The organism is Streptomyces sp. NPDC054783 (genome assembly GCF_053611725.1).
Genome location: NZ_JBSHAY010000001.1, coordinates 200,549 through 226,459, shown reverse-complemented (window position 1 = coordinate 226,459; position 25,911 = coordinate 200,549). Strand labels below are relative to the sequence as shown.

Sequence of the window (25,911 nt, the reverse complement as noted above, 5' to 3'; positions counted from 1 at the left end):
CACCATGAATGGACAGCCGAATGTGCGGTATCGCAGGCTGGGTCGACTTCGAACGAAACCTCCTTACAGAGCGGGCCGTCGTGTCCGCCATGACCGAAACGCTCGCCCCTCGCGGCCCCGACGACACGGGAACATGGCTGAGCCCCCACGCGGCGCTGGGCCATCGGAGACTGGCCGTCATCGACCCTGACGGAGGCCGCCAGCCCATGGCCGCGGAGGCCACGGCCGCCGTCCTGACCTACAGCGGGGAGGTCTACAACTTCCCCGAGCTGCGCGCCCAGCTGGAAGACAAGGGGCACCGCTTTCATACGAGCAGCGACACCGAAGTGGTCCTGCGCGGCTACCTCCAGTGGGGAGAAGAGGTAGTCGAGCGGCTGAACGGCATGTACGCCTTCGCGATCTGGGACACCCGCACGGAAGAGCTCTTGCTGGTGCGCGACCGAATGGGCGTCAAACCTCTCTTCTACTGCCAACTACCAGCTGGGGGGCTTCTGTTCGGGTCGGAACCCAAGGCGATCCTCGCGCATCCGCGGGCGCCGCGGGCCATCGACGCCGACGGGCTGCGCGAGATCCTCACCATTGCCCGGACGCCCGAGCACTCCCTCTACAAGGGGCTGCACGAGCTGCGCCCCGGACAGCTCCTGCGCTTCGGGCGCGAGGGGCTGCGCAAGCGGCGGTACTGGACCTTGCGGGCCCGTGACCACACCGACGACCTCGACACCACCATCACGACGGTGCGGGGACTGCTGGAAGACATCGTCGACCGGCAGTTGGTGGCCGACGTCCCGCTGTGCTCCCTGCTCTCGGGCGGCCTCGACTCCAGCGCCATCACCGCCCTGGGGCTGCGCCACGGCGGCCTGCGCTCCTTCGCCGTGGACTTCGCCGGCCTCGCCGACCACTTCGAGGACGACGGGATGCGCGGCTCACCCGACGGACCGTACGTCCACGACGTCGTACGGCATCTGCGCCCCACCCACACCGACATCGTGCTCGACGCCACCCGGCTCGCCGAGCCCGCGCTGCGCGCCGATGTGGTCCGGGCATGGGAATACCCGCAGTTCAGCGGGGACATGAACACCTCCCTGCACCTGCTGTTCCAAGCGATCCGGGAACACTCGACGGTGGCCCTGTCCGGCGAGTCGGCCGACGAGGTGTTCGGCGGGTACGCCTGGTTCCACCTGCCCGAGGCGGTGGCCGCGCCCACCTTCCCCTGGCTGGTGTTCATGATGCGCCGGCAGCGCCCCGACGATCTCTTCGACCCGGCGCTGCGCAAGGAACTCGACGTCGTCTCCTATGAACGCGACCGCTACCGCGAGGCGTTGGCCGAGGTGCCGCACCTCGACGCGGCGGATCCGACGGAGCGCAGGATGCGGGAGATCTCCTATCTGCACCTGACCCGCTTCGTGACGATGCTCCTCGACCGCAAGGACCGCTTGAGCATGGCGCACGGCCTCGAAGTGCGGGTTCCGTTCTGCGACCACCGTCTGGTGGAGTACGTCTTCAACACGCCCTGGTCGATGAAGACGTTCGACGGGCGGGAGAAGAGCCTGCTGCGCGCCGCCTTCCAGGACCTACTGCCGGCCTCGGTCCTCGAACGGCGCAAGAGCCCCTACCCGGCCACCCAGGACCCCGCCTACGGCCTCGCCCTGCGGGCCACCCTCGCCGGGCTGGTCGCCGACGGCACCGCTCCGGTGCTGCCGCTCCTCGACCAGCGGGCCGTCCGGAGCCTGCTCGACTCACCACCCCAGGCGACCACGTCCACCCTGACCCGCATCAGCCTGGAGATGGTTCTGGACCTGAACACCTGGCTCCAGTCCCAGGACCTGCGCATCACCCTGTGACACCGTCCTCCGCTCCCCATTGCCCACCTGCGCGACAGGAGTGAACCACCCATGCGAACCCACGAGTTGAAACCCGGCAGGACCTTCGGAGTCAACTTCGACCACGGCGAGCACTTCCTGCCGTCCCTGGCCCGCTTCTGCAGGGACAACGGGATCCAGCAGGGATACGTCCCCATGTTCCTCGCCGCATTCGCCGAGACCGAGATCGCGGGCACCTGCCAGCGGGTGGAAGACCCCGAAGCGCCCGTGCGCCTTCCGGTCCATCTGGAGAAGGTAGAGGCCATGGGTTGCGGCACCTTCTCCTACGACCCCGCCAAGGACGAGATCGTCCCCCACGTGCACGTCACCGTCGGCCTCAAACAGCACGCGGCACTCGCGTACTCAAGTCACCTGATATCGGCCACCGTTCAGTACCTCACCGAAATGCTCGTGATCGAGGTCCTCGCGCCGGCGATGCGCCGACCGGTCCACGCCGACCTGTGGGACGTCCCCCTGCTCACCTTCGAGGACTGAACACCATGGCACCCGAGGCATTTCCCTTCCTCGACGAGCCGCTGGGCGGGGTACCGCGCAGCTGTGCCCGGCGACGCACCCACGACCCGCTGGGCGACGCCGTGCTGCCCAGCGGTGACGTCGTCCGCGTCGCGGTGCGCTTCGCCGACGTCGAGGCCGTACTCACCGATCCCCGCTTCAGCCGCGACCTCAACCGGCCGGGTTCTCCTCGGCTCCAGCCCGACGCGGACATGTCCGAGGACCGCGACACCCTGATCAACCTGGACCCGCCGCGCCACACCAGGCTGCGCCGGATCCTGTCCCGCCCGTTCTCCGTACGCGGCAGCGAGACATGGCGCCCGCGCATCCGGGCGATCGCGCAGGCGCTCGTCGACGACATGGTGGCGGCCGGCCCACCGGCCGATCTGACGACCGCCCTGGCCCGTCAGCTGCCCATCCGGGTGATCGCTGAGATCCTCGGCGTCGCCGACTGCGACCTCGACCGGTTCCGTGACTGGTCCGAGACGGCCATGACCATCGGGCCCGACCGGGCGGCCGCACGGGCCCAGGGGCGCACCGACTTCTACGCCTACCTGACCGACCTGATAGAGCGCCACCGGCGCGAGCCCGGTACGGACCTGCTGGACGCCATGATCGCGGCACGCGACGGCGAGGACCGGCTCACCGAGGCGGAGCTCATCGACACCGCGCGGTCCCTGCTCCTCGCCGGCCACGAGACCACCATGACCACCCTGGGGCGCGGGGTGTTCAGCCTGCTGCGTCACCGCGACCAGTACGAGGACCTGGTGGCCGACCCCGAGTTGGTGGCGCCGGCCGTCGAGGAGATCCTGCGCCACGACTTCCCCGCCGACGTCGGCTTCCTGCGCGTCGCCCGGGAAGACGTCGACCTGCCTTCGGGGCGGGTGACCCAAGGGCAGGGCGTCATGCCGCTGATCTCCTCGGCGCACCGCGACGAGCGGCACTGCCCGGACCCGGACCGGTTCGACATCCACCGGCCGTCACCCGGCCACCTCGCCTTCGGCAAGGGACCGCACTACTGCATCGGCGCCCATCTGGCGCGCATTCAGCTGCACGAGGCCATCACGATCCTCGTACACGACGTTCCGGGGCTGGCCCTGGCCGTCCCCGCGGACGAAGTGCCGTGGCAGCCCGGCATGGTCACCCATGCCCCGGCCTGTCTGCCCATCACCTGGTGACCTTCCTGACGGGGGCTCCATGAACACGACAGCAGCACCCTTCCTTTACCGCTACGACGAACTGGCCCGCCTCAGCCGCGATCTGCCCGTCATCGAACGCACCGCCGCCTGGTGCGAGGAGTTCCTGTGCCGGCCGCATCCCGGCCTCGGACGCGGCGGCTCGGTCTGTCCCTACATGCCGCGCGCACTGGCGGCGAACCATGTCGCCTTCACCGTGGTCCGCACCCAGGGCCGCACCCGCGGTGACATCGACGAGGCCATCGCCGCCAACCGCACCGCCTTCCTCGCGATGGAACCGACGTCCGGGCCCGGCGCCCTGGACAAGGCGATCGTGGTGATCCTGCCCGACGTCGCCGAGGAGGACGCCGCCGACGTGGTGGACGAGACCCACCGCAGGCTCAAGGCGAGCTTCGTCGCCTCCGGCCTCATGATCGGCAAGTTCCATCCGCGCAGCGCCCAAGGCGGCCTGCACAACCCCGCGTTCAGGCCCCTGCGCAGCCCGGTGCCGCTCCTCGCCATCCGGCACATGGTCGACTCCGACCTGCCCTTCCTCAACCGCCCCGATGATCCCGTGTCCGACCGCATCGGATTCCTCCATGCCTACGAGCGCCGCTTCGAAGGCGCCGAGGGCTCGCCGTGGGCGGCCCGGGGCCAGGCCGCGCTCGGCGAGATAACGGAGGAGGGGCGATGACGGCCTCCACGCGGCGGGTCGCGATCGTGACGGGCGGCACCCGTGGCATCGGCGCGGCCCTCGCACAGCGCCTCGCCGACAGCGGCGTCGACCTCGTCGTCGGCTACGCCCAGGACTCCTCGTCCGCCGATGCGCTGGTGCGCCGGATCGAGAAGGCCACGGCGGTCCGTGCCGTCGCGGTACGCGGTGACATCGCCCGTGCGGAAACCGTCGACGCGCTGTTCGCAAGTGCCGAGAAGGAATTCGGCGGCGTCGACATCGTCATCGGCTGTGCCGGCGCCCACGCCCGCCGACGCGGCCCCCTGGCCGAAACCGACGAGGCGGACCTGCGACACGTGGTCGACGTCAACCTCCTGGGAACCTGCCGTCTCCTGCGGGCCGCGGCCCGGCACGTGCGGCCCGGCGGGCGCGTCCTGGCCTTCTCCAGCTCGTCGATCGCCCTGGGCGTGCCGGGACAGGCCGTCTACAACGCGAGCAAGGCCGCCGTAGAGGTGCTGGTCCGTCACCTCGCGCGGGAGCTGGCCGGGCGCGACGTCACGGTCAACGCCGTTGCTCCGGGCCCGACCGGCACCGAATTGTTCCTGCGCGGCAGAACCCCCGAGGACATCGAGGCTCTCGCCCGGCAGGTGCCGCTCGGCCGCATCGGCCGCCCCGAGGACATCGCCGATCTGGTGAGCTTCCTCGTCGGCCCAGCCGGCGGCTGGATCAACGGACAGGTCGTCCGGTCCAACGGCGGCATCGTCTGACCCGCCCGGCCACCGCATCCCGGCCACCCGTGCCCGCCTGACGACGCACGGACCGCACTCACCCCCGCACACGGAAAGGAGCGCCGTCATGCCCGAATCCGGGACGGCGCAAGCCCATACACCACGCACCGCTCACCCGGCACACGCCGACACGAAGGCTCCGCCGCCCGTGAGCCCCTTCTCCGCCGTCACGGCGATCGTCGCGGACGTGGACGTCTTCACCGAGTTCATCGAGGACGCCGTCGCCCAATACCGGCTCGGCCTGGCCTCCGTGGCCGCGGGCGGCTCACGTCTGCACCGCCCCAACAGCTTCGGCCTGCTGGGCGGCACGCTGGACGGCGACGCCCTCACCGTGCGCCGCGTCGCCTTCGCCGCCAACGTCCGCGCGGTCGACGACGTACCGCTGGAGGAGTTCCGGGACAACATCGTGCCCCGCTTCGGCAAGCAGTACGACGACGGCGAGCGCGGATTCTGGTGCGACTCGCGCCAGCTCCTCAAGGTGGTCCGCGAGTTCGAGGCGGCGGACCTGGAGATGCTCGGCTCGGTCCACATGCACCCGGACTGGCACCGCGTGGGCCCTCCGCACGAACGCAGGGAGCTGCTGAGCGAGAACCCCAGCCGCATGGACGAGTACCTCTTCCGCAGCGCCGGCTGGCCGCTGAACATCATCTGCTATCTGGAGAGCCGCGGCAGCGGTGTCACCCACACCTTCGCCGCCTGGCAGCCGCCGTCGGCCGACGGGGACCGGGCGGCGCGGACGCCCATCAGGTTCTTCGCCCGAGGCCACGAGGACGCCGCCTGATGGGAACGTATCCGGACACCATCGGCACGGTGGTGACACCCGACGACACACGCTACGAAACGGCGCGGCGCCAGTGGAACGAGCGCTTCGACTACCGGCCCAGGGCCGTCCTCCTGCCGGGTGACAGCCACGAGACGGCAGCAGCGCTCCGCTACGTCCGTGAACGCGGCATCCCGTTCCGGATCCGCTCCGGCGGCCACAACAGCGAGGGGTTCAGCGGCCTCGACGACGGCATCGTCATCGACGTGTCGCGCCTGGCGGCGCTGGCGGTCAACGGTGACCGCACCCGCGCCACACTCGGCCCGGGCGTCCTGCTCGGCGAGGCGTACGCGGCGCTGTGGGCGCTCGGCGGCACGATCCCCGCCGGCGTGTGCCCCGACATCCGCATCGGCGGACACGTCCTGGGCGGCGGCATCGGCATGCTGGTGCGCTCCCGCGGCCTGCTCATCGACCACCTGGTCGCACTCACCCTGGTCGACGCCCGCGGCGAGGAGCTGACGGTCGACGCGGACCACCATCCGGACCTGCTCTGGGCCTCACGCGGAGGCGGTGGCGGGAACTTCGGGATCGTCACCTCCTACACGTTCGCGATGCGCCCGATCGGCGACGTGACCCTGTTCGCACTGGAATGGGACGCGCGCGACGGCATCGCCGCACTCGACGCCTGGCAGCACTGGCTCCGCGAGGCGGACCCACGGGTGAACTCCCGCTTCAACCTCTTCCCCGTCTCCACCGACAGGGCCCTGGCCACCGGCCTGTTCGAAGGAGGCGAGCGCGAACTCACCGCCCTGCTCCGGCCGTTGACCACCGCCTGTCGGCCTCGTACGACCTCCGTACGCGCCCTTCCGTACGGGGACAGCATCGGCACCTGGACCGAACAAGTGCCTTCCGTGCGCGCCAAGTTCACTCCAGCGCTGGCCGAAGGCCCACTCGGCACCGAGGCACTGCGCACCCTGGGCCGCCGGCACGAGAAGGCGCCGCCCGGCGTCAAGACGGGTCTGTACGGCCTGGGCGGAGCGGTCCTGGCCGACGTGCCGCCCGATCACTCCGCATTCGCGCACCGGGCAGCCTTCCTGTGCGTGGAGTACCTCGGCCACTGGAGCGATCCGGGCACCGACGCCGAACACCTGGACTGGCTGTCCGGCACCCGCGCGGAGATGCTCCCGTTCATGACCGGCGGCGCCTACGTGAACAGCCCCGACCGCGATCTGGAGAACTGGCTGCACGCCTACTACGGCGACGGTCTGCCGCGCCTCATGGAGGTCAAGCGCCGCTACGACCCCCACGGCCTCTTCTCGTTCGAGCAGAGCATCCCCAGCACGCTCACCCGGGCCCAGACCCGTGCCGCCCGGCTCCCCGGCCCGGTCATCGCCGACCTGCACGCCCGCGGCCTGCTCACCGACTGACCTCCGCCTCCGCATCATCACAGACGAATCAGGACGGCATCCCATGAGCAACCGAACCGACAGCCACCTGGACACCCACGACGACGCCCGCATCAAGAAGGTCGTCATTCTCGGCGGCGGCACCGCCGGCTGGATGACCGCGGCCTACCTCGGCAAGGCGTTGCAGAACACCGTGAAGATCACGGTTCTGGAGGCGCCGGCCATCCCGCGCATCGGCGTCGGCGAAGCCACCATCCCCAACCTGCAGCGCGCCTTCTTCGACTACCTCGGCATCGCCGAAGAGGAGTGGATGCGCGAGTGCAACGCCAGTTACAAGATGGCCGTCAAGTTCATCAACTGGCGCACCCCGGGCGAGGGCAGCCCGAGCCCGCGTACGGTCGACGGGCACGCGGACACCTTCCACCACCCCTTCGGTCTGCTGCCGTCCGCCGATCACGTCCCGCTGTCCCACTACTGGGCCGCCAAGACGCTGCGCGGCGAGACCACGGAGCCCTACGACCACGCCTGTTTCGTCGACACGGCGATCATGGACGCCGGCAAGGCGCCCCGCTGGCTGGACTCGCGCCGCGCAACCAACTACGCCTGGCACTTCGACGCACAGCTCGTCGCCGACTTCCTGCGCAATTTCGCGGTCACCAAGCAGGCCGTCGAGCACGTCGAGGAAGAAATGACCGAAGCCCTCACCGACGAGCGCGGCTACATCACGGCACTGCGCACCAAGTCCGGGCGGCTGCTGGACGGCGACCTCTTCATCGACTGTTCGGGCTTCCGTGGCCTGCTCATCAACCAGGCCATGGGCGAGCCGTTCCTGGACATGAGCGACCACCTGCTGTGCGACAGCGCCGTGGCCACCGCACTGCCCCACGACGACGAGACACACGGCGTCGAGCCCTACACCTCCTCCATAGCCATGCCCGCCGGCTGGACCTGGAAGATCCCCATGCTCGGCCGGTTCGGCAGCGGCTACGTCTTCTCCAGCCACTTCGCCGACCGCGACCGGGCCACCGCCGACTTCGCCCGGCTGTGGGGGCTCGACCCCGAACAGACCCCGTTCAACCACATCCGCTTCCGCGTCGGCCGCAACCGCCGGGCCTGGGTGCGCAACTGCGTCAGCGTCGGCCTGGCGTCCTGCTTCGTCGAACCCCTGGAGTCCAGCGGCATCTACTTCGTCTACGCCGCCATCCACATGCTCGCCAAACACTTCCCCGACCGCACCTTCGACCCGGTGCTCAGCGACCGGTTCAACCGCGAGATCCAGGAAATGTTCGACGACACCCGGGACTTCCTCCAGGCCCACTACTACTTCTCACCGCGTACGGACACACGGTTCTGGCGGGCCAACAAGGAGCTGAAACTCGCTGACGGCATCAAGGACAAGGCAGAGACCTACCGGGCCGGACTGCCGGTGAACCTGCCCATCAGCGACGAGGGCACCTACTACGGGAACTTCGAGGCCGAGTTCCGCAACTTCTGGACCAACGGCAGCTACTACTGCATCTTCGCCGGACTCGGCATGCTCCCCCGCAATCCGCTGCCCTCCCTCGCCCACAAACCGGAATCCGTCGCCCGGGCCGAGCAGTTGTTCGCGGACATCAAACGGAAACAGCACGAGTGGGTGCGCTCCCTGCCCTCCACCCACCAGCTGCTGCGCCGGCTGCACGGCGCCTCATGAGCGGCGCGACCGCACCGCACCGGAAGGTCGCCACCGCTGCGCACGAGCGGCGCTATCGCGATCTGATGAGCTCCTTTCCCACCGGCGTCACAGTGGTGACCAGTCTGGACGCCGAGGGCACGCCGCGCGGCATGACCTGCTCCTCGCTCACCAGCGTCACCGTGGCCCCGCCCACGCTGCTGGTGAGCCTGCGCAGAGGCAGCGCCACGCTGGAGGCGGTGACCGCGCACGGCGGTTTCGCCGTCAACCTCCTGCACAGCGGGGGGCAGCGCACGGCCGAGCTGTTCGCGGGGCCCGAGCCCGATCGGTTCGCGCGGGTGTGCTGGCGCCGCTCGCCCTCCGGTCTGCCGCACCTCGCGGACGACGCGTTCGCCGTGGCCGACTGCCGCGTGACCGGACTGCTCGACGTCCACGACCACACCCTGGTGCTGGGCGAAGTCCGCACGATCGTCCGCAGTGGCGGCGCCCCGCTCCTGTACGGGCTGCGGCGCTTCATGAAATGGCCGCACCAGTGACCCCCGTCCGACACACCCCGTCCCGCTGAGCCGCCGAGGACGTTCATGCCCACGAACCAGGTACCCTCTGTCCCTCTCCGTACCACGGAGATCTCCCGGCTTCCCGCCTACCGCGCGGCGGATCCGCCGGCGAAGGACACCGACGGCCTGCTCGACCTGGCCAACAACGAACTGACTCTGCCTCCGCTCCCGGCGGTCGTCGAGTCGCTGCACCTCAGCGCGCGCAGCGTCCACCTGTATCCCGACCCCACAGCGCGCACACTGCGGCAAGCCGTCGCCCGGCACTTCGCCACCGACCCCGAAGAGGTCGCGGTCGGCCCCGGCAGCGGCGCCGTCCTGCACCAGTTGCTGCTCGCGCTGTGCGGCCCCGGCGACGAAGTCCTCTACCCGTGGCCCGGCTTCGACGCGTACCCCTTCCTCATCACGACGGCGGGCGCCCAGGGCACACCGGTCCCGCTGACACCCTCGGGCGAGCACGACCTGTCGGCCTTCGCGGCGAAGGTCAACACCCGCACCCGCATCGTCATCCTGTGCTCCCCGCACAACCCCACCGGCCGCCGCATCCCACGCACCGACCTGGCCGCCTTCCTCGGATCGCTGCCGCCCCACGTCGTAACCGTCCTCGACCAGGCGTACGTGGAGTTCGACGAGCACGAGGAGACGCACGACCTGGACCTGCTGCGCACTGCTCCCCGGCTCGTGCTCCTGCGCACCTTCTCCAAGGCGTACGGTCTCGCCGGGCTGCGTGCCGGATACGCCCTGGCCGCCCCCGACCTGGCCGGCCCGGCCGGCAAGACACTGCTCCCGTTCTCGGTCACCCGCACCGCCGAACACGCCGCGCAGGTCTCCCTGGAGCAGCACGGACAGCTCGCGGCCCGGCTCGACGCCGTACGGCGTGGGCGCTCACTGCTGTCGGCCGGCCTGCGCGCCGAGGGACTCGATCCGCTGCCGTCGTACGGGAACTTCCTGTGGCTCGCGCTCGGAGCCGCGACGGAACGCTTCGCCCAGGCCGCACTCGCGGCCGGTGTGCGGGTCAGGGCCTATCCGGGGGCCGGCGTACGCATCACGGTGGGCGGCGACGAAGCCCACCGGCGCGTGCTCGGCGCGGCCCGGCTCTTCTGTACGGCGGACAAGTGACCGGAAACGCCCAGGCGGACCTCTTCCTCGTCCTCGCGTTCGTCATCGCCGCCGCGAAGCTCCTCGGCGCCATGCTGAGCCGCCTGGGACAACCACCGGTGGTGGGCGAGATCGTCGCCGGGATCCTGGCCAGCCCCATGGTCCTGTCCCCGGCGGTGAGCGGCCGCGTGCTGCCGGCCGACACGCGCCCGGCCCTCACCGCCCTGGCCGACGTGGGCCTGGCAACGTTCATGTTCCTGGTGGGCCTCGAAACCAAGGACGCCCTCCCGCACGGCAGCAAGGGCCTTTCGTGCGGCATCGCGGCAGGTGGGCTCCTGCTGCCGCTCCTCGGTGGGATGGCGCTCGCCCTGCCCCTGGCATCCGCCCATGCTCCGGGCAGCCATCCGGCCTTCGTCCTGTTCGTCGGGGTGGCGATGTGCGTGACGGCGCTGCCCGTGCTGGCCCGCATCCTGGCCGACCACCACCTGGGCCACGAGCCCATGGGAGCCGTCGTCCTCGTCGCGGCCGCCGTCACGGACGTGGCGGCGTGGGTGTGCCTGGCCGCCGTCATTGCGTACGCCCACGCCGCCGTGCCGGTGCGGCTCGCCCTGCTTCCGGTGTACGCACTGGTCATGGTCGGCGCGGTCCGCCCCCTCCTCGCCGCGCTCATGCGCCGCGCCGCCCGTCGCGGGGCGGGCGGCGCGGACACGGCGTTCCTGATCCTTGCCGTCGGCCTCCTGGGATCGGCCGCCGCAACCGAATGGCTCGGCATCCACTTCATCTTCGGGGCGTTCGCGTTCGGGGCGATGGTGCCGCACTCCGTGCCGTCACTGCTGCGCACGGGCATCGCCACCCGGATGCGGCAGTCCGGCGGCCTGCTGTTGCCGCTGTACTTCTTCGTGGCGGGCAGCAAGGTCGCCATTGCGGGGTTCAGCGGCCAGACCGTCCTCACGCTCGGCCTCCTCATCACCGTGGCCACGGGCACCAAGACGCTGGGCGCCTACGCAGGCGCGCACCTGTCCGGCGCCGAACCGCGGCAGTCCCTGATCGCCGCGGTCCTCATGAACACCCGTGGTCTCACGGAGATCGTCATCCTGTCCACCGGTCTGGAACTGCACCTCATCGACCAGACCCTCTACTCCCTGATGGTCCTGATGACCCTGGTCACCACGGTGATGACGGTGCCGGTCCTGAAAGTACTGGCTCCGGCGGCTCAACCGCCGAAGAGGGGGCTGCGTCCGGAGCAGCGGTCGACTTCGCGGGGGACGCTGCGCGCGTAGTGGGCTGTGAGGGAGTCGCACGGCCCGGCGGCAAGTACCGGAGGCCGGACCGAAGCCGCAGCCTGATGCGGGAACTTGCCGTCGGCCTCTTCTCGTTGTAGGTGCCGGAGAAATTCACCTGGTTGGACGGTGCTGCCGTGCCTGTCCCCCGCCGATGGGTGAACGCTGAGGTGCCATAGGAGGCCCAGCGAAAGCGAGAACGGCATGACGGCAACGGTCCGAAGCGCACTGCGCCGCACGCTGCCCCTCCGCTTCGCGACGGCGGGATGCGCCGTCGCCGCCCTGTGCGCGACGACCACCACCGCCCCTGCCGTGCCGGGTGACGCCGGCGCGAGCGGCGAGAAACCGACCATCGTCCTGGTGCACGGTGCGTTCGCAGACGCCTCCAGCTGGAACGGAGTGATCGAACGACTCGAACGCCGCGGTTACACGGTCATGGCCCCGGCCAATCCGCTGCGCGGCCTGTACAGCGACTCCGCATACATCGCCTCGGTGCTGAAGTCGGTCAAAGGTCCTGTCGTCCTGGTCGGTCACTCCTACCGTCATCAGCACGGCCGCGGCGGGCAACCCGGAGGTGAAGTCCCTGGTCTACATATCCGCGCAGATGCCCGACGTCGGGGAGAGCGGCATGTCCCTGGCCGCCCGGTTCCCCACTGCCCTCGCCACCGCCACCACCTCCGTGCCCTATCGAACGACTCAGGCCAGTGGGACCGATCTGTACCTCAAGCGGGACAAGGTGTACCCGCTCTTCGCCGCCTGCCTGCCCAGGAGCCGGGCGAACCTGCTCGGGGTCACCCAGCGCCCGGCCGCGACGACGGCGTTCTCGCAGACCGCCAAGGTCGCGGCCTGGAAGAACATTCCGTCCTGGGCTCTCGTGAGCCGCCAGGACATGACCATCAACCCGGACCAGGAACGCTTCCAGGCCAGACGCGCCAAGTCCCACACCGTGGAGATCAACTCCTGCCATGTGTCACTCATCGCCCATCCCGACGCCGTCGCCGACTTGATCCTGCAGGGCGCGACCGCTGCCGGCTCGGCGCGGCCCGGCTCGCGGACACCGGTTCCGACGGGTACCCCGAGCGTGCCGCCGCCCTCGGCGGCATCGCGAGTACGTTCCTGGCTGTCTGCGCGGCAGCCGTCCTCCCCGGCCGATGCCTGGGGCACCGCGCGCTGAAGCACGGCAATGGTTCGCGGTCGGTGCTGCGCACCGCGTCGGGTTCTAACGACCTGGGGGACCTGAGGGTCGGGAGGGGCCTGCGGATGATCCGCGAAGAGTGGCCAGTCGGCGGTGGTACTCCTCGTCGTCGATCTCGCCGCGTGCGTACCGTTCGGCGAGGATCTGCTCGGCGCCGTTGCCCGGGTGTGTCGGCTGCCAGGCTCCGTGCTCCACCCCGCGCGGGGTGGGGCGGGCCAGAGCTCGGAAGAGCAGCACACCGACAGTGATGATCAGCGCCCAGAACAGCAGCGTGCCGAGGGACATCACGACCCAGCCCCAACCGTTCATGCCGTGGCCGTACCAGAACATCATCTGTACCTCACCTTCCCAGGTGCTCCCTGGACGAGGATCGCGTCAGCGGATCTCTCCCCGTCCATCGTCGCTCGCCGCCGGGCGCCGGGCTAACGGCCGCGGCGGAGCAGCGACAGATGCCGGCGCTCGTCCAGGCGGGTGTGGCGATCGCCCCTGCCCGCCTCTTCGAGCCGCCGAACGGGCCAGGCCATGCTGCTGACCGGACTCGTCGGCCCGCCCGCCTCCTTCCAACTCGCCGCGGAGAACTGACGGTTGCTCCGCGACCCCGAGCCCACCTACCGGCCGCCGTGCGACATCCTGCACGGCGGCCCCATGGCCACCGTCCTCGTCGCCCGCCTCGAACCGGCGCCCGACGGGGGCAGGCTGCTGCGCTGGTCCAGCGCCGGCCATCCGCCGCTCCTGGCCGTCACTCCCGACCACCAGGCCCGCGACCTGCCCGGAGAAACCGGCCTGCTCCTCGGCGTCGACCCCGGCCTCCCCCGCCCCGACCACGCATGCCCCCTGTCGCAGGGCACCAGCCCGCTGCTGCACGCCGACGGACTGGTCGAACGGCACGGCCGCCCGGATCGATGCCGGCATGCGCGGTGCCGCCGCGGCCGCCGCCGTCAACGCCGCCGCTCCGCCGACCCAGCTGTGCGAGGCCCTCCTCGACGAGCGCCAAGGCAGCTTCCAGGACGACGTCGCTTTCCTCGCCGCCCGCCTGACCCCATGAAGCCATGTCATCGGCCACCCGTTCGTCGCGCCCGGGTCGGCTGTGACCGTGCCGGCGGATGTCAGGCCGTGTCGGGGCCGACCAGCACGTTGTCGCCGGAGCGGCCGGCGAAGTAGTCCTCGACGTTGGCCGCGGTCGTCTGGGCGATCTGCCCGACGGCGTCCCTGGTGAAGTACGCCTGGTGCGAGGTGACCAGGACGTTGCTGAAGGTCATCAGCCTGGCAAGTCGTTCGTCGGTCATCACCTCCGGCGACTTGTCCAGGAAGAACACACCGGCCTCCTCCTCGTACACGTCGAGGCCGACACCGCTCAACCGCCCCGCGCGCGGCGTCTCCAGCAGGGCGTCGGTGTCCACGAGGCCGCCGCGGCTGGAGTTGACCAGGATCGCGTCGTCCTTGGTTCGAGGGTACTTGTCGCGCCACATGTGCAGGACGGCGGACAGGTATCCCCGCCACTCCTCGGCCCGCCGGGGCTCGTCGACCAGTGCGATGTCGCCGGGGCCGAGGCCGATCGCGGACGGCGGCTGCCAGGCGCGCACCACACGGAGCCGGGCCCGCCGCAGCCTGGCCGCCTCGAAGGCGAACTCGATCACTTCGTCGCAGGGGTCGGCGAGGCCGATGCCGAGCACCACGTCCAGGTATCCGGTCCGGGTGGACGGGCTGCCGTTGTCATCCGGTACGTGCTCGTCCCCGGCCTCCTCCCCCGCTCGTACGAGGACGACGGGACACGTGGCCTTCGCGACCACGCCCGGCGCGACCGAGCCGACCAGAAGCCCCGTGAAGCCGGTCAGGCCGCGGGAGCCCAGCACCAGCAGCTCGGCCTCCTCGGCGGATGTCTGCTCCTCGGGCTGGGTCAGTCGTGCGGGACGACGGCGACGGGGGCGGCGGCGTGGTGCAGGACGGCATGGGTGACGGGTCCGACGTGGGCACCCGCGGGGGCCCGGCGGATGCGCCGGCCGACGACCACCAGCGAGGCCTCGCGGGAGGCGTCGATCAGGAGGTTGGACGGGCTGCCGAAGCGCGACTCAGCGACGACCTCGACGTCCGGGAACTTCTGCCGCCAGGGGCCCAGCACTTCGGCCAGGGCGCTGGCGTCGCTGTCCGCCAGCAACTGCCGGACCCCGGGGTCGGGGGCCATGCCGTAGGCGTAGTACGGCGTCGGGTTCCAGCCGTGTACGACACGCAGCGGCGCGTTGCGGCGGACGGCGGCGTCGAGGGCGAACCCGATCACGGTCTCGTCGGGGCTGTCGAGGTCGAGCCCGAGGACGACCGGGCGGAAGGAGGCGGCGGCGGACGGGTCACCGTCCGCGTCCGACTCGTGCTCGTCCGCCGCCTGCTCGCCGGCCCGGACCAGGACGACGGGCCGCTCGGCGTGCGCCACGACCGCGAGTCCGACCGAGCCGACCAGGAAACCGGCGATCCCGCCCAGCCCACGCGAGCCGAGGACCAGCAGTTCGGCGTCCTTCGCCACGCCGACCAGGGCCTCGGCAGGCGAACCGCTGAGCTGCTCCGTGCTCACCTCGGCATCGGGGTGGCACAGCCGCAGGCCCTCGGCGGACTCCCGGGGAATCCGCTCGGTCCAGTGCTGATAGGTCTCGGCGCCCAGGAACGGGGCGTGCGCCGTCGGGGCCGGTGCCGGCTCCCAGACCTGGACGAGTTTCACGGGCAGTCCGCGCAGCTCCGCCTCGCGGGCGGCCCACTCCGCGGCGGCGCGGCTCTCGGGCGAGCCGTCGAGACCCACGGTGATGGTGCGGGGCATGATCTCCACCTCCTGAATCGGGGGACCCGATTCCAGCGTCGTATTCCGGATTGCGCGGACAGGGGCCACTGCCCCTCGTCCCTCACTCACTCTCGTCCGGTGCGCGGCGTCCCGCCGGATGCCGAAGGTCTCCTTCGGATGGGCTGAACGTCCCGGTCCGGCGGGCTGGTTGGCGGGAGCCGGACCTTGCGTCGCACGGCACGGCAAGGCTCCCAGGAGCCGAGCTCGGCCACCGCACCGTGCTCGGCCGGCCGTGAGGTCCGGGCGGATCAGTGTGCCCGAGCAGCCGGGCACGATCTCGTACGCGGCATCCAGGGCGCCGATCGCGGCCAGGCCGCCGACGCGCTCGACGACGCGGGCGGCGGCCTCGGCCTCGGGGCCCATCGAACCGGCGGGGAACCCGCGCCGGCGCAGCTCCTCGGGGGTGGCGTCGCACATCGGTCGTCGGCGCGGTGCGCCGTAGGCCTCGTAGACGTGCGGCACATCGGTGAGGATGAGCAGGAAGTCGGCCTTGAGGTGCTCGGCGAGGAGGGCCGCGGTGAGGTCCTTGCCGATGACGGCGTCGACGCCGGTCAGTGCGCCGGTGTCCCGGTCGGCGGTGACGGGCACGCCTCCCGCGCCGCCGACGATCACCAGTGCACCGCAGGTCAGCAGGTCGTGGATGGTGTCGGTCTCCACGATCCGCTCCGGCTCGGGCGAGGCGACCACCCGACGCCAGCCGGTGGTGTCCCGGGCGATGTGCCAGTGGCACCTGCGGGCGAGCGGACGCGGGCGCCGTGGTCGCGCAGCACCTGGGCGAAGGCGTCGTGCGCCGAGGGTGATGGCCACGAACGCGACGAGGGAGATCGGCCCGTAGGGCGCGAGGGCGGACGGCAGCGCGAAGACTCCGGTGCCGATGATGCTGCCGATGACGAGCGCGGAGGCGGCGGGGAGGCCGAGCGCCGCACGGGGCGCCGTACCCTTTCCGTCTCCTGTGGTTCTGGGCATGCCGGTGCTCCTTGTGCGGATCGCTTGTGGGGTGGGCCGAGCCGCCGACGATCCCTCTGCGCCCCGCAGATCCCGGTCAGCGGCCACACGGTCCGCACGCGGCCCCGATGGTCCCGGCGCCCGAACCCGCTCGGCCCACACCGGCGGCCCCGCGGTCCGGCCGGTGTCACAACGGGGCCTTCGGACCCTGCCCCGAGGGCCGGTCGGCCCACTTCCCGGCAGCCCGTCCCGGTTCCACTCTCGTAGGCAGCAACCGCGGCAGTCCCCTCCGGACGCGACGGCAACCAGGCTGCGGTGCCACGTCCTTGCGACTCCGAAGAGGTGGGGCGGCTCCTTCCCGCGGTCCCCACGAGTGGCAAGGACGTCCGCGCGGGTCTCGTGTCGGGGGAGGCACGACGCTCGCACGACGGCCGTCGCCCTCGTCGGCAAAGGGCGACGGCCGTTGTCGTCGGCGGCGTACGGGCGAGGGCGGTTGTCGTCGGCCGAACTCACCGGCTGGTCCCGGCTGTTCGCACCCCACGTGTGGCATCTGGGCGCCGAGGCGGCGACCCCGGCGGACCGTGGGCCGTGGGCCGTGGGCCGTGGGCCGTGGGCCGAGCGGACCGCGGCGGCGACGAGGTGCGCGCCGCTAGGCGTCCGCCACCGGCACCCGCCAGACGATCGTGGTGCCGCCGCCGGGCGGGCCGGTGAACGTCAGGTCCCCGCCCAGCTGTTCGGCCCGCTCGGCCATGTTGCGCAGGCCGCTGCGGCGGCCCTCGGGCGGGATTCCCACGCCGTTGTCGGAGACGGTGAGGCAGAGTTCGCGGCCGTCGGTCGTCAGGGCGACCTCGGCGCGGTCGGCATGCGCGTGCCGAGCGGTGTTGGTCAGTGCCTCCGAGAGGACGGCCACCACATGATCGGCGGCCTCCTTCGGCACATGGGTGTCCAGCAGGCCCTCCATGCGCAGGCTGGGCGCGAAGCCCAGGACCGGTGCCGCCTCGCCGGCCACGCGTACTGCCCGGGCCCGCAGGCCGGGACCGTCGGCGCCCTCCCGTGTCCGCAGCCCGAAGATCGTCGACCTGATGATCTTGATCGTCTCGTCCAGGTCGTCCACCGCGCGCAGCACCCGCTCCGAGGCCTCGGGGTGCTCGATGAACCGGCCCGCGCTCTGCAGGGTCATGCCGGTGGCGAACAGCCGCTGGATGGCCAGGTCGTGGAGGTCCCGGGCGATACGGTCGCGGTCCTCCAGCAGCCTGATCTGCTCGGCGTCCTGCCGGCGCTGCGCGAGCTCCATCGCGACGGCCGCCTGCGCGGCGAATCCCTGCAGCGGCTGGGTCTCCTTGTCGGTGAACTCTGTCCGGCCCGCCGCACGGACCAGCAGCACCACACCCCGCACACCCTCGCCGGTACCGATCGGGACGGCGACGGCCGGACCGAGTCCGGTGAAGCGTGGCGGGGCGGCCGAGTCTTTGTCGCCGCGGGACACATCGGGGCTGGTGACGGGCGCGGCGGTGGCGAAGGCACGGCCGATCAGGCTGTCGTCGACCGGCAGTACGAGGCCGCTGTGGCCTTCCGCCTCCTGTCCGATCGCGAGTTCCACCGTGAGAGCGCCGGTGCCCTCCATGGGCACCGCGACCACGGCGAGCACCGCGTCGGTGATCTCCAGGGCGCGTTCGGCGATCAGTCCGAGGGCCTCACCGCGGCCGCTGCCGGACATGAGGCCGTGGGTGATCTCCGCGCTCGCCTGCAGCCAGCGTTCCCGCAGCCGGGACTCCTCGTACAGGCGGGCGTTGTCGATGGCCACGCCCGCGGCGACGGCGAGGGTGGACAGGACCGACTCGTCCTCCTCGTCGAACTGTGCCCCGCCACGCTTCTCGGTCAGGTACAGGTTGCCGAACACCTGGTCGCGCACCCGGATCGGTACGCCGAGAAAACTGTTCATGGGCGGATGGCCCGGCGGGAAGCCGTACGAAGCGGAGTGCTCCGAGAGCTTGGCCAGCCGCAGCGGTTCGGGGTGCCGGATCAACTGACCGAGGATGCCGTGACCTTCCGGGTAGGGCCCGATCCGGGTGATCTGCTCCTCGCCGACGCCGACCGTGAGGAATTCCGACAGCCGTTTCCCGTCCGGTCCGATCACACCCAGGGCCGCGTACTCGGCCTCGACCAGAACGGCGGCCGCTTCCACGATGCTGCGCAGTGCCTGCTTGAGGTCCAGCTCCCGGCCGACCGAGAGGACGGCCTCCAGCAGGCTGTGCACCCGGTCCCGAGTGCCGCGGGCCGCGTCCAGGCGCGCCTGCAACTCTGCCAGCAGTTCGTCCAACCGCAACTGCGGCAGTCGCACCTGCGTGCCCTCGGTGCTTCCCACCAGCTGTCCTCCCAGCCCCTCGCTCGCCGTCGGCCCGTCGTTCCGGCCAGGGGCCACGGTAGCGGCCCACGCTGGGAGGCGGTACGAGGCCGGGACCACTGGCCGGCTCGAGGATGCGAGGTGGGACGGCCGGAAAGCGAAACAGGGACAGGCAGGCGGCGGTCCCGGGATTTCAGGAGCCTTCCTGCCGCTGCCGGTCCTGGACCTGGGTGGCGATGACGGCGGCCTGGATACGCCGCTCGACGCCGAGCTTGGCGAGCAGCCGGGAGATGTGGTTCTTGACCGTCTTCTCGGCGAGGTAGAGCCGCTGACCGATCTGGCGGTTGGTCAGCCCCTCCCCGATCAGGGCCAGGATCTCCCGCTCACGTTCCGTCAGACCCTGCAGTTCGTCGGGCTGCTGCTCCTGCTGCTCACCGCCGCGCAGCCGGGCCATCAGCTTGGTGGTGGCGCTCGGGTCGAGCAGAGACTGGCCACTGGCGACGGTGCGGACAGCCGATACCAGGTCGGAGCCCTGGATCTGCTTCAGGACGTAACCGGACGCGCCCGCCATGATCGAGTCGAGCAGCGCCTCCTCGTCGTCGAAGGAGGTCAGCATGAGGCAGGCCAGCTCGGGCATCCGGGAGCGCAGCTCGCGGCACACGGTCACGCCGTCGCCGTCGGGCAGGCGTACGTCGAGCACGGCCACCTGCGGGCGCAGCGCGGGGACGCGCACCAGGGCCTGCTCCACCGTGCCGGCCTCGCCGATCACAGTGATGTCGGGCTCGTCGTTCAGCAGGTCGCGCACGCCGCGCCGCACCACCTCGTGGTCGTCCAGCAGGAAGACCCGGATCGTGCTGTCCTGCTCGCCGTCCGCCATCGAAGACTCCTTGTTCCGCTTGTTCCGCTTGTTCCGCGTTCCGCGCCGATGTCCGCCGGTGGACAGGACCGACCCTGCCCACCGAGATATTTCTTGTTTCCGGACCCAAGGACCAGGGCCGGTCGGCCCTGATTTCACCTTGCCACGACGGACCCACTGGGCGTGGGACGCCCGGCGCCGCCGTCGTGCACCCGCGCGGGGCGGGTCGGCCCGTTTCCTGATACGTCCGGCCCTGCCTGCCGGGGCAGCCGACTGCGAGCCTGAAGAGGCGGCGGAGCAAGGAGGGCGAGACCCATGAAGACACACATCGTCGGCGAGATCATGAACAGCGATGTCGTTTGTGCGAGCCGGGAGACATCGTCGGAGGAGGTGCTGCGGCTGCTGAACCGGCACCGCATCCGTGCGCTTCCGGTCGTCGACCCCGACGACAAGGTGGTCGGCGTGGTCTCCGGTACCGACCTCGCGCATGGACGGCCGGCCCGGACACGAACAGGGCGGGGCCGTCGGTTTCCGTTGCCCGGTCCGAGGCGCTCGACGCGTGGTTCGGCGGCCACGGCCGCGGGAGAGCTCATGACGAGCCCCGCGGTCACGGTTCACCCGGAGCAACGTGTGTCGGACGCCGCACGGATGATGGAGCGTCATCGGGTCGACCGGCTGCCCGTGGTGGACGAGGAGGACCGCATCATCGGCATCGCCACCCGTCGTGACCTGCTGCGGGCCTTCCTCCGTACGGACGAGGAGGTTCGCCGGCAGGTGATCGAGGAGGCGCTGCCCGGCGCACTCGGCCTGGCATGCGCTGGGGTCACCGTCTCCGTCCGGGACGGCATGGTCGTACTGGACGGGTGCCTCCCCCGGCGCAGCGACATCCCGTCGGTGATCCGGTCGACCTGGCGGGTGGACGGGGTCGTCGGTGTGGTGAACCACCTGGAGTTCGCCGGCGACGACTGCCGGCCGTGGCCGCACGGTGAGTCTCCCTGAACCGGACACCGGTCGGCGGCTGAGCCGGGCGGCGGGTCGTGCCGCGGATCCTGCTCACGCGAAGTCCGCCCGGCGGGAAGCAGGGCCGAACGGCCCTGGTGTGCGGAGCCCCGGTGCCGTTCCAATGACCTGATCGATCTGTCCGTGGCCTCGGGCTCGCCGACGCCGCGGACAGGCAGCCGCCGCGACCAGGAGGACAGCGCACATGCCGTACCGGTACACCGCTCGTCTCGACGGCGGCGGGGCGCGTGGAAACCCCTCCGCGTCGGCCGGAGACACACCGCAGTGAGCAGCGAGTCCGTACGGAAGCCCGCCATGACCGTCGACAACGTCGGGACCGTTCCCGCCGGACCGCGTCGCAGCGTCGAGCTCGACAGCGACGAGGCGCTGCGGCTGCTGGGCAGCGTCTCCCTCGGCAGGATCGTCTTCACCCGTCAGGCGCTGCCCACCGTCCGCCCGGTCAACCACGTCCTGGACGACGGCGACATCGTCATCCGCACGCATGAAGGTGCGGCGCTGACCTCACGCGCCCGGCAGGCGGGCGCCCCGGGCGTCGTCGTCGCCTACGAGGCAGACACCATCGACCCGCACACCCATCTGGGTTGGAGCGTGGTCGTCACCGGCTATGCCCACCTCGTGACCGATCCCGAGGAGCTGGCCCGCTACCAGGGGCTGCTCCAGCCGTGGGTGATCCAGACCATGGACTACGCGGTGCGCATCCGCCCCGACCTGATCACCGGTGTCCGGCTCACCACGGCCGAAGAGCCCGGAACCGCCTGACCACGGTCGCCTGCCGTCGCTGCGGCGCCCTGCGGTCAGACGGAGAGGTGCGAGCCGTACATCGTGTGGCCGGCGAGGAGTTCCTGCCCGGTGACCAGTTCCGCGACCGCGTGAGCCCATTCCGAAGCCGCCGCGGTGCGCAGCACCACGGCGCCGTCGCGGTCAGGGCGGAAGTTGACCGGCAGGACGGCGGGCAACGCCACGCGCGTGTGGACGATCCGGCCGACAGGAGCCGTCACGGGCAGGCGCAGGCCCCCGTTCGGCCCCCGCCCCGCGGCCGGTCGGCCCAAGTGACGGTACGGCCCGTGCTGTCACCGTCTTGGAGTGACGACCAGGAGGACGAGGAGGGGCGGGGAAATGCACGACGACAAGCCGACCAGCAGGAAGCCCAAGCGCATGAGGCGGCCACTGTGGCGGTGGCGGAGCAATCCGGTCCGGCGACACGATGACGTCCTGGAGGCATGGCTCCTGCTCGCCATGTGGATGCTCATCGTGGTGGGCGGAACGGTGGCCGGCGCGATGACCGCCTGCGCCGCCGACCGTTCCTTCGCCCAGCAGCGGGCCGAGCGGACCCCTGTCCGCGCCGTGCTCCGCACCGATGTCCCGTACACGGCGGTGTCGGAGGCGGGCGGGGACCTGGTCTCGGCGAAGGTCCGCTGGACGGCCGCCGACGGCTCCACCCACAGCGGCAGGACACTGGTGACCACCAGCACCGGGCGGAGGGCCGGCTCCACGGTCGGGATCTGGATCGATCACCATGGGAGGCTGAGCGCCCAGCCTCCGACACCCGGCAAGGCAGCTGTCGAGGCGAGCCTCCTGGGAGCCGCGGCCGCCCTTGCCCTGAGCGGGCTGGTGTTCGGCCTCGGGAGCACCGGACGGTTGTGGCTCGACCGGCGCCGCATGGAGCAGTGGGACGCGGAGTGGACCCTGGTCGGCCCACGGTGGGGACACATGACGAACTGACCTCATGGGACGCGCTCCGGGACCGAGGGAGCGGACCTGGGACGAAGCTGACGGAGCCCGTCGGCGGCTCGCGTCCTCGTCACCGGTCCTCGGTCAGCCACTCCGCCAGGACAGCGGCCTGGCTGTGGTCCACGTCCTTGGTGGCGGTCAGCAGCATGAGCTTGTCGTGCGCCGCCAGGTCCCGCAGGTGTTCGGCCGCCTCGCGGTGCTCCGTGTCGCGCAGCTCCGACAGGTAGCGGCGGCGGAACTCGGTGAACCGGCTGGGCTCATGGGCGTACCACTTGCGCAGTTCGCTCGACGGGGCGACATCGCGGAGCCACTCGTGCAGATGCGCGTCCTCCTTGCGCATGCCCCGTGGCCAGACCCGGTCGACGAGCACGCGCTTCCCGTCCTTGGGCGGGGTGTCCTCGTAGACCCTGCGACAGGCGATCTGTTTGGCCATCGCGCTGCCCTTTCCGGATCGGCCGCCCGGCCCGGCCTCGAGCGGCTGGACTGCTTCGCCCCCTACTGCTTCGCCTCCTGCCGCGGAGCAGACATTCCCGACACGTCCATTTTATCGAGGACCGGTCAAGTTTATCGAGGACCGGTCAAGCCTCCTCGGCCGCCATCGCCTTGCTGGGACGTTTCCGGTCGGGGGGTTACCGGTGGACCATGGAGGGGGCGAGACACGGCGTGGGGCCGTATGCATCGCTCCGTCGGTGGTGAGATTGGCGATGAACGGTTCGATCAGGATTGGAAGTGTGCGGAGTGTGACGGTGCGCGCACACTGGAGCGTACCGCTGATCATGCTGCTGTTCGCGTACGGTCTGGCCGACCGGACGCTGCCCGCGTACGCGCCCGGTCTGGCGCCCCTTGCATACGCGACGGCCGGGGTGGCCGGCGCTCTCCTGCTGCTCGCCAGCCTGGTGGCGCATGAGACGGCGCACGCGCTCATGGCTCTGCGGGCCGGGGTGCCGGTGCGGGACATGACGCTGTGGGCATTGGGCGGGGTGACCCGGATGGACCGGCCGACCACGGCGCGGACGACGTTCGCGGTCGCCGTCAGCGGACCGCTCGCCAGCCTGCTGCTCGGCGGGGCCGCCGTCGGCGCCGCGGAAGGGGTCCACGCGACGCTCGGCTGGCGACTCCCCGTCGCCGTACTGGGCTGGCTCGGCGGTACCAACCTGCTGCTGGGCGTCTTCAATCTGCTGCCTGCCGCTCCACTCGACGGCGGCCGCGTGCTCCAGGCCGCGCTGTGGTGGCGCTCCGGCGACCGCGAGCGGGCCCAGCGCGCGGCCGGGCGCACCGGACAGATCATCGGCATGGCCCTGGCCGTGGTGGGGTGGCTCGCGTTCGCCAGGGGAATGACGGGCGGACTGTGGCTGATGGTCGTCGCGCTGTTCGTGGCGGGCGCCGCCGCGGCCGAACGCCGGTGGGCCCAGCTGGCCCTGGCCCTGCGCGGGGTGCGGGTCGCGGACGCGATGACCAGTCCGGTGGACACCGGCCCCGACTGGCTGACCGTGGACCGTTTCCTCGCCGACGTGGCCGCCCGGACACGGCATTCGGTGCTGCCGCTGCTGGACTTCGAGGGCCGGCCCAGCGGGGTCGTAGAGCTGCGCCGGCTGACCGTCGCTCCGTCCGGCGAGCAGCAGGCGCGTCCGGTGCGGGAGCTCGCGACACCCGTGTCCCAGTGCACGATCGCCGCACCGGACGAGCAGCTCACCGCGGTCCTCGCACGGCTCGGCACCGGCGGCGGGCTGCCCGTCCTGGTCATGGACAGCTCACGCCTCGACGGCATCATCACCGCACACGACATCCAACGGCTCTACCAGCAGAACACGACGGGCAAGAGCCACGGGACGGCGGCGCCCGGAGGAGGAGCGGGCCGCGAGGGGATCCCCACGTAGCCCGCAGGCACGCAGGCACGCAGGCACGCAGGCACGCAGGCACGCAGGCACGCAGGCACGCAGGCAGATGGTTGGCACACAGCCCACGATCCGACGCGCCAGCCCCGGATGGCTCAGCGCGCCGACACAGACGTACGGCACGCAGTGCCACCGCCTTCCCGCACTCCAGCACCACCAGGACCCAGGCCTTGGGGCCGAGTCCGGGATCCAGCCCGCACTTGCGCCCGCTCCCGTACGCCGGAGCGGAGGATGCGGGAGTGGCCGGTTCGGGGCACGGTGGGGGCGGGGCCGGATTCCGGCCGATTCCTCCCGAGCACCGAGCATCCGAAGGAACCTTGATGTCCGTAGCCACAGACTTGCTCGTTCCGGCGCTGCGCGAGGTCCGTGAGACCAAAGCGGCGCTCGCCGACCGCTTCAAGGCCCACCTCGCGGTCACGCCCCCCGGTGAACACCGGGATGTCCTGGAGCGCCGCCTCGGCGACGCCCGCGGCCACGTCTACCGCATCGACGAACGCCTGGGTACGTTGCAGCCGCGCGGGCTGATGCACAGCGTCCTCGGCGGCGCCTGGCAGCTCACCGGGCATGCGGCCCGGCTGCCCCTCGACATGGCGATGTCGGTTCCGGCCGCCGTGTTCCGCGGCCGGGGAACGGCCACCCAGCTGCGGCTGCTGAAGAACGCCGAGGACGAGTACGCGGTCACCGCGCTGGCCCTGGCCGTCTGCCGGGCCGCCGAACGCATCGCCCAGGAGTCCCGGGACGCCATCACCACCGAGCTGCTCAGCTCCATCCGCCATGACGACGAGGAGGCGCTGGAGGAGCTCGCCGAAGCTCTTGAGCAGCACGCGGAAGCCGCGGTGGCGGCCAGCGAGACCACGGACGGATCGGGTGTCGGCGGTGCGGCCCTGGCGGTGCGCGAGTGGAGCAGCTGGCTGCGGGAGACGGCTGAGCGCATGCCGGGTGCGGACCGGCTCCAGGGCGCCCCGCGGGGAGCCCTCATCAGCGAGGTCGAGCTGCCGATCCCCGACTACCGCAGGCTCAGCACCAGGATGATCATCGACCGGCTGCCGCACCTGACGCAGACGGACCTGGCCATGGTCGGCGCCTACGAGCGTTCCCACGCGGGCCGCCCGGCTGTCCTGAGCCGGATCGCCGCCCTGCTCGGGCCGGTGCCCTGGCCCGGTTACGACGGCATGACCGCGGAGGAGGTCGTCAAGCGGCTCAATGACGCCGAACCCAGGCACTGCCGGCGGGTTCTGGAGTACGAGCGGCGCCATCAGGGACGGTCCACCGTCCTCAAGGCCGCGGAGAAGGCCGCCGAGCGAGTACCCGCCTGACCCGCGG

25 protein-coding genes and 2 pseudogenes are annotated in these 25,911 nt (G+C 71.3%); 19 read left to right on the top strand and 8 right to left on the bottom strand.

Features of this window, described 5'->3' with window-relative positions:
* The first annotated feature begins 20 nt into the window (after window positions 1-20).
* The 12 genes from asnB (at window position 21) to ACWGJ5_RS00995 (ending at window position 12,952) form a co-directional block, all read left to right on the top strand.
* Window positions 21-1,841: an asparagine synthase (glutamine-hydrolyzing) gene (gene asnB, locus ACWGJ5_RS01050; RefSeq protein WP_453307685.1), complete on the top strand. Its 1,821-nt coding sequence runs from the start codon at window positions 21-23 to the stop codon at window positions 1,839-1,841.
* Window positions 1,842-1,892: 51 nt separating this feature from the next.
* Window positions 1,893-2,354: a PPC domain-containing DNA-binding protein gene (locus tag ACWGJ5_RS01045; protein WP_453307684.1), complete on the top strand. Its 462-nt coding sequence runs from the start codon at window positions 1,893-1,895 to the stop codon at window positions 2,352-2,354.
* 5 nt (window positions 2,355-2,359) lie between these two features.
* Entirely contained in the window at window positions 2,360-3,550 is a 1,191-nt protein-coding gene (locus ACWGJ5_RS01040; RefSeq protein WP_453307683.1) for a cytochrome P450, read from the top strand.
* Window positions 3,551-3,569: 19 nt separating this feature from the next.
* Window positions 3,570-4,241: a DUF6875 domain-containing protein gene (locus ACWGJ5_RS01035; RefSeq protein ID WP_453307682.1), complete on the top strand. Its 672-nt coding sequence runs from the start codon at window positions 3,570-3,572 to the stop codon at window positions 4,239-4,241.
* Window positions 4,238-4,987 (top strand): SDR family oxidoreductase, encoded by a 750-nt coding sequence (locus ACWGJ5_RS01030; protein WP_453307681.1) that lies wholly within the window; start codon window positions 4,238-4,240, stop codon window positions 4,985-4,987. Before ACWGJ5_RS01035 ends, ACWGJ5_RS01030 begins: the two co-directional genes overlap by 4 nt.
* A gap of 88 nt (window positions 4,988-5,075) precedes the next feature.
* A complete protein-coding gene (locus ACWGJ5_RS01025) occupies window positions 5,076-5,789 on the top strand; it encodes a hypothetical protein (RefSeq protein WP_453307680.1) in 714 nt (237 codons plus the stop codon).
* Entirely contained in the window at window positions 5,789-7,195 is a 1,407-nt protein-coding gene (locus ACWGJ5_RS01020; RefSeq protein ID WP_453307679.1) for an FAD-binding oxidoreductase, read from the top strand. The genes ACWGJ5_RS01025 and ACWGJ5_RS01020 overlap by 1 nt, the downstream gene beginning before the upstream one ends.
* 43 nt (window positions 7,196-7,238) lie before the next feature.
* Window positions 7,239-8,867 (top strand): tryptophan halogenase family protein, encoded by a 1,629-nt coding sequence (locus tag ACWGJ5_RS01015; RefSeq protein ID WP_453307678.1) that lies wholly within the window; start codon window positions 7,239-7,241, stop codon window positions 8,865-8,867.
* Window positions 8,864-9,382, top strand: coding sequence for a flavin reductase family protein (locus ACWGJ5_RS01010; RefSeq protein WP_453307677.1), 519 nt, complete (start codon window positions 8,864-8,866; stop codon window positions 9,380-9,382). Before ACWGJ5_RS01015 ends, ACWGJ5_RS01010 begins: the two co-directional genes overlap by 4 nt.
* Before the next feature lie 45 nt (window positions 9,383-9,427).
* The gene (locus ACWGJ5_RS01005) at window positions 9,428-10,519 is read left to right on the top strand and encodes an aminotransferase class I/II-fold pyridoxal phosphate-dependent enzyme (RefSeq protein WP_453307676.1); all 1,092 of its coding nucleotides are present in this window, start codon (window positions 9,428-9,430) and stop codon (window positions 10,517-10,519) included.
* Window positions 10,516-11,778 (top strand): cation:proton antiporter, encoded by a 1,263-nt coding sequence (locus ACWGJ5_RS01000; protein WP_453307675.1) that lies wholly within the window; start codon window positions 10,516-10,518, stop codon window positions 11,776-11,778. Before ACWGJ5_RS01005 ends, ACWGJ5_RS01000 begins: the two co-directional genes overlap by 4 nt.
* A gap of 574 nt (window positions 11,779-12,352) precedes the next feature.
* Entirely contained in the window at window positions 12,353-12,952 is a 600-nt protein-coding gene (locus ACWGJ5_RS00995) for an alpha/beta hydrolase (protein ID WP_453307674.1), read from the top strand.
* Window positions 12,953-12,997: 45 nt separating this feature from the next.
* On the opposite strand, the gene ACWGJ5_RS00990 is transcribed toward ACWGJ5_RS00995, so the two are convergent.
* Entirely contained in the window at window positions 12,998-13,306 is a 309-nt protein-coding gene (locus ACWGJ5_RS00990) for an SHOCT domain-containing protein (protein ID WP_453307673.1), read from the bottom strand.
* 312 nt (window positions 13,307-13,618) lie between these two features.
* On the opposite strand from ACWGJ5_RS00990, the pseudogene ACWGJ5_RS00985 reads away from it, so the two are divergent.
* Together ACWGJ5_RS00985 and ACWGJ5_RS00980 are read left to right on the top strand one after the other, a co-directional pair.
* Window positions 13,619-13,816: pseudogene (locus ACWGJ5_RS00985) on the top strand (SpoIIE family protein phosphatase); the annotation flags it as partial.
* A 67-nt stretch (window positions 13,817-13,883) separates the two neighbouring features.
* On the top strand, window positions 13,884-14,018 hold the full coding sequence (locus ACWGJ5_RS00980; RefSeq protein WP_453308286.1) for a hypothetical protein: 135 nt from the start codon (window positions 13,884-13,886) through the stop codon (window positions 14,016-14,018).
* A gap of 61 nt (window positions 14,019-14,079) precedes the next feature.
* Here ACWGJ5_RS00980 and ACWGJ5_RS00975 read toward each other — a convergent pair whose 3' ends face one another.
* From ACWGJ5_RS00975 to ACWGJ5_RS00955, 5 genes and pseudogenes are all read right to left on the bottom strand, one after another.
* On the bottom strand, window positions 14,080-14,874 hold the full coding sequence (locus ACWGJ5_RS00975) for a universal stress protein (protein ID WP_453308246.1): 795 nt from the start codon (window positions 14,872-14,874) through the stop codon (window positions 14,080-14,082).
* Window positions 14,871-15,776: a universal stress protein gene (locus tag ACWGJ5_RS00970; RefSeq protein ID WP_453308245.1), complete on the bottom strand. Its 906-nt coding sequence runs from the start codon at window positions 15,774-15,776 to the stop codon at window positions 14,871-14,873. The genes ACWGJ5_RS00975 and ACWGJ5_RS00970 overlap by 4 nt, the downstream gene beginning before the upstream one ends.
* A gap of 354 nt (window positions 15,777-16,130) precedes the next feature.
* Window positions 16,131-16,763, bottom strand: a pseudogene (locus ACWGJ5_RS00965) (amino acid kinase family protein); the annotation flags it as partial.
* A gap of 628 nt (window positions 16,764-17,391) precedes the next feature.
* Window positions 17,392-19,107: a sensor histidine kinase gene (locus tag ACWGJ5_RS00960; RefSeq protein ID WP_453307672.1), complete on the bottom strand. Its 1,716-nt coding sequence runs from the start codon at window positions 19,105-19,107 to the stop codon at window positions 17,392-17,394.
* A 172-nt stretch (window positions 19,108-19,279) separates the two neighbouring features.
* A complete protein-coding gene (locus ACWGJ5_RS00955) occupies window positions 19,280-19,963 on the bottom strand; it encodes a response regulator (RefSeq protein ID WP_453307671.1) in 684 nt (227 codons plus the stop codon).
* 294 nt (window positions 19,964-20,257) lie between these two features.
* Between ACWGJ5_RS00955 and ACWGJ5_RS00950 the strand changes: the two genes are divergently transcribed.
* Both ACWGJ5_RS00950 and ACWGJ5_RS00945 read left to right on the top strand, forming a co-directional pair.
* On the top strand, window positions 20,258-20,941 hold the full coding sequence (locus ACWGJ5_RS00950) for a CBS domain-containing protein (protein ID WP_453307670.1): 684 nt from the start codon (window positions 20,258-20,260) through the stop codon (window positions 20,939-20,941).
* Between the two features lie 315 nt (window positions 20,942-21,256).
* Window positions 21,257-21,721, top strand: coding sequence for a pyridoxamine 5'-phosphate oxidase family protein (locus ACWGJ5_RS00945; protein ID WP_453307669.1), 465 nt, complete (start codon window positions 21,257-21,259; stop codon window positions 21,719-21,721).
* A 35-nt stretch (window positions 21,722-21,756) separates the two neighbouring features.
* Here ACWGJ5_RS00945 and ACWGJ5_RS00940 read toward each other — a convergent pair whose 3' ends face one another.
* Window positions 21,757-21,960 (bottom strand): pyridoxamine 5'-phosphate oxidase family protein, encoded by a 204-nt coding sequence (locus tag ACWGJ5_RS00940; protein ID WP_453307668.1) that lies wholly within the window; start codon window positions 21,958-21,960, stop codon window positions 21,757-21,759.
* A 118-nt stretch (window positions 21,961-22,078) separates the two neighbouring features.
* On the opposite strand from ACWGJ5_RS00940, the gene ACWGJ5_RS00935 reads away from it, so the two are divergent.
* Window positions 22,079-22,684, top strand: coding sequence for an Rv1733c family protein (locus ACWGJ5_RS00935; protein WP_453307667.1), 606 nt, complete (start codon window positions 22,079-22,081; stop codon window positions 22,682-22,684).
* 79 nt (window positions 22,685-22,763) lie between these two features.
* On the opposite strand, the gene ACWGJ5_RS00930 is transcribed toward ACWGJ5_RS00935, so the two are convergent.
* A complete protein-coding gene (locus tag ACWGJ5_RS00930) occupies window positions 22,764-23,126 on the bottom strand; it encodes a DUF488 domain-containing protein (RefSeq protein ID WP_453307666.1) in 363 nt (120 codons plus the stop codon).
* Between the two features lie 271 nt (window positions 23,127-23,397).
* Here ACWGJ5_RS00930 and ACWGJ5_RS00925 point away from each other — a divergent pair, with 271 nt between their 5' ends.
* The gene (locus ACWGJ5_RS00925; protein WP_453307665.1) at window positions 23,398-24,570 is read left to right on the top strand and encodes a site-2 protease family protein; all 1,173 of its coding nucleotides are present in this window, start codon (window positions 23,398-23,400) and stop codon (window positions 24,568-24,570) included.
* A gap of 338 nt (window positions 24,571-24,908) precedes the next feature.
* On the top strand, window positions 24,909-25,904 hold the full coding sequence (locus ACWGJ5_RS00920) for a hypothetical protein (protein WP_453307664.1): 996 nt from the start codon (window positions 24,909-24,911) through the stop codon (window positions 25,902-25,904).
* Window positions 25,905-25,911 lie beyond the last annotated feature (7 nt).

Excerpts from the sequence above, each read along its gene's own strand:
- asnB (WP_453307685.1), top strand. The coding sequence starts at position 21 with ATGTGCGGTATCGCAGGCTGGGTCGACTTCGAACGAAACCTCCTTACA.
- ACWGJ5_RS01045 (WP_453307684.1), top strand. The coding sequence starts at position 1,893 with ATGCGAACCCACGAGTTGAAACCCGGCAGGACCTTCGGAGTCAACTTC.
- ACWGJ5_RS01040 (WP_453307683.1), top strand. The coding sequence starts at position 2,360 with ATGGCACCCGAGGCATTTCCCTTCCTCGACGAGCCGCTGGGCGGGGTA.
- ACWGJ5_RS01035 (WP_453307682.1), top strand. The coding sequence starts at position 3,570 with ATGAACACGACAGCAGCACCCTTCCTTTACCGCTACGACGAACTGGCC.
- ACWGJ5_RS01030 (WP_453307681.1), top strand. The coding sequence starts at position 4,238 with ATGACGGCCTCCACGCGGCGGGTCGCGATCGTGACGGGCGGCACCCGT.
- ACWGJ5_RS01025 (WP_453307680.1), top strand. The coding sequence starts at position 5,076 with ATGCCCGAATCCGGGACGGCGCAAGCCCATACACCACGCACCGCTCAC.
- ACWGJ5_RS01020 (WP_453307679.1), top strand. The coding sequence starts at position 5,789 with ATGGGAACGTATCCGGACACCATCGGCACGGTGGTGACACCCGACGAC.
- ACWGJ5_RS01015 (WP_453307678.1), top strand. The coding sequence starts at position 7,239 with ATGAGCAACCGAACCGACAGCCACCTGGACACCCACGACGACGCCCGC.
- ACWGJ5_RS01010 (WP_453307677.1), top strand. The coding sequence starts at position 8,864 with ATGAGCGGCGCGACCGCACCGCACCGGAAGGTCGCCACCGCTGCGCAC.
- ACWGJ5_RS01005 (WP_453307676.1), top strand. The coding sequence starts at position 9,428 with ATGCCCACGAACCAGGTACCCTCTGTCCCTCTCCGTACCACGGAGATC.
- ACWGJ5_RS00990 (WP_453307673.1), bottom strand. The coding sequence starts at position 13,306 with ATGATGTTCTGGTACGGCCACGGCATGAACGGTTGGGGCTGGGTCGTG.
- ACWGJ5_RS00980 (WP_453308286.1), top strand. The coding sequence starts at position 13,884 with ATGCGCGGTGCCGCCGCGGCCGCCGCCGTCAACGCCGCCGCTCCGCCG.
- ACWGJ5_RS00970 (WP_453308245.1), bottom strand. The coding sequence starts at position 15,776 with ATGCCCCGCACCATCACCGTGGGTCTCGACGGCTCGCCCGAGAGCCGC.
- ACWGJ5_RS00955 (WP_453307671.1), bottom strand. The coding sequence starts at position 19,963 with ATGGCGGACGGCGAGCAGGACAGCACGATCCGGGTCTTCCTGCTGGAC.
- ACWGJ5_RS00950 (WP_453307670.1), top strand. The coding sequence starts at position 20,258 with ATGAAGACACACATCGTCGGCGAGATCATGAACAGCGATGTCGTTTGT.
- ACWGJ5_RS00945 (WP_453307669.1), top strand. The coding sequence starts at position 21,257 with ATGACCGTCGACAACGTCGGGACCGTTCCCGCCGGACCGCGTCGCAGC.
- ACWGJ5_RS00935 (WP_453307667.1), top strand. The coding sequence starts at position 22,079 with ATGCACGACGACAAGCCGACCAGCAGGAAGCCCAAGCGCATGAGGCGG.
- ACWGJ5_RS00930 (WP_453307666.1), bottom strand. The coding sequence starts at position 23,126 with ATGGCCAAACAGATCGCCTGTCGCAGGGTCTACGAGGACACCCCGCCC.
- ACWGJ5_RS00925 (WP_453307665.1), top strand. The coding sequence starts at position 23,398 with ATGAACGGTTCGATCAGGATTGGAAGTGTGCGGAGTGTGACGGTGCGC.
- ACWGJ5_RS00920 (WP_453307664.1), top strand. The coding sequence starts at position 24,909 with ATGTCCGTAGCCACAGACTTGCTCGTTCCGGCGCTGCGCGAGGTCCGT.